This is a genomic window from Leclercia tamurae (genome assembly GCF_025566055.1).
Classification (GTDB): domain Bacteria; phylum Pseudomonadota; class Gammaproteobacteria; order Enterobacterales; family Enterobacteriaceae; genus Enterobacter; species Enterobacter tamurae.
On sequence record NZ_JAMHKS010000048.1, the window covers coordinates 1 to 1,205 of the forward strand.

The 1,205-nt window shown below is 59.3% G+C and carries 1 protein-coding gene; it reads left to right on the top strand.

Annotated features, from left to right (window positions below; all coding sequences use genetic code 11):
- Positions 1-208 precede the first annotated feature (208 nt).
- Positions 209-1,195, top strand: a complete 987-nt coding sequence (locus M8318_RS00265) for a transposase (RefSeq protein WP_262660581.1) — start codon at positions 209-211, stop codon at positions 1,193-1,195.
- Positions 1,196-1,205: the final 10 nt, after the last annotated feature.

Consider the following 1,205-nt stretch of genomic DNA (forward strand, 5'->3'; position numbering starts at 1 on the left):
CGCCTTACCCGGCCTTGTATTATCCTTTCGTGCAGAAAGAACCGGCCAGTTCTTTCTGCCATGCAGTCCACATGCCGTACCCGGCCTCAGGCCACGAGCCTGTATTGTAGATCCCTGCAGTGGGCTGCCCCTTCTCCACAAGTGACAAACCGGACAGTATCATGGACCGGTTTTCCCGGTAATCCGCATTCACAAGGTTGGTTTCACTATGGAACAGGAACTTCACTTCATTGGTATCGATGTCTCCAAAGCTAAGCTGGATGTCGATGTGTTGCGCCCTGATGGCCGTCACCGCAGCAAAAAATTTGCCAACACCCCGAAGGGCCACGGCGAACTGGTCAGCTGGCTGCGCAGCCATGACGTGACCCCGGGGCATATCTGCATGGAAGCCACCAGCACCTATATGGAAGATGCTGCGGCGGCCCTTAGCGATGCAGGATTCACTGTGTCTGTCATCAACCCGGCTCTGGGCAGGGCCTTTGCACAGAGTGAAGGCCTGCGCAGTAAAACCGATGCCGTCGATGCCCGCATGCTGGCGGAGTTCTGCCGGCAGAAGCGTCCGGCGGCGTGGGAAGCCCCGCATCCGGTGGAGCGAGCCCTGCGGGCGCTGGTGCTGCGGCATCAGTCCCTGACGGACATGCACACGCAGGAACTGAACCGCCGGGAAACGGCGCGGGAGGTGCAGATGCCGAGCATCGACGCGCACCTTCTGTGGCTGGAAGCGGAGCTGAAGCGGCTGGAGAAACAGATAAAGGACCTGACGGATGACGACCCGGACCTGAAGCACCGGCGAAAATTGCTGGACAGCATACCGGGTATCGGTGAAAAGACGTCCGCCGTACTGCTGGCGTATGTGGGGCTGAAGGACAGGTTCGGTCAGGCGCGGCAGTTCGCGGCGTTCGCAGGGCTGACACCACGGCAGCATGAATCCGGAAGTAGCGTAAACAGGGCGAGCAGGATGAGTAAGGCTGGCCATGTCTCGCTTCGCAGGGCGCTGTATATGCCCGCGATGGTGGCGCTGTACAAAACGGAGTGGGGAAAAGCGTTCAGGGCGCGTCTGGAAAAGAACGGCAAGGGAGCGAAGCTGATAATCGGAGCGATGATGCGCAAGCTGGCGCAGGTGGCGTATGGCGTCCTGAAATCAGGACGCCCGTTCGATGCCACATTGCATCAGGAAAATGCTTGCGTGGCATAACAGTATCTAC

Coding starts and splice junctions, on each gene's coding strand:
- M8318_RS00265 (WP_262660581.1), top strand. CDS start 209: ATGGAACAGGAACTTCACTTCATTGGTATCGATGTCTCCAAAGCTAAG.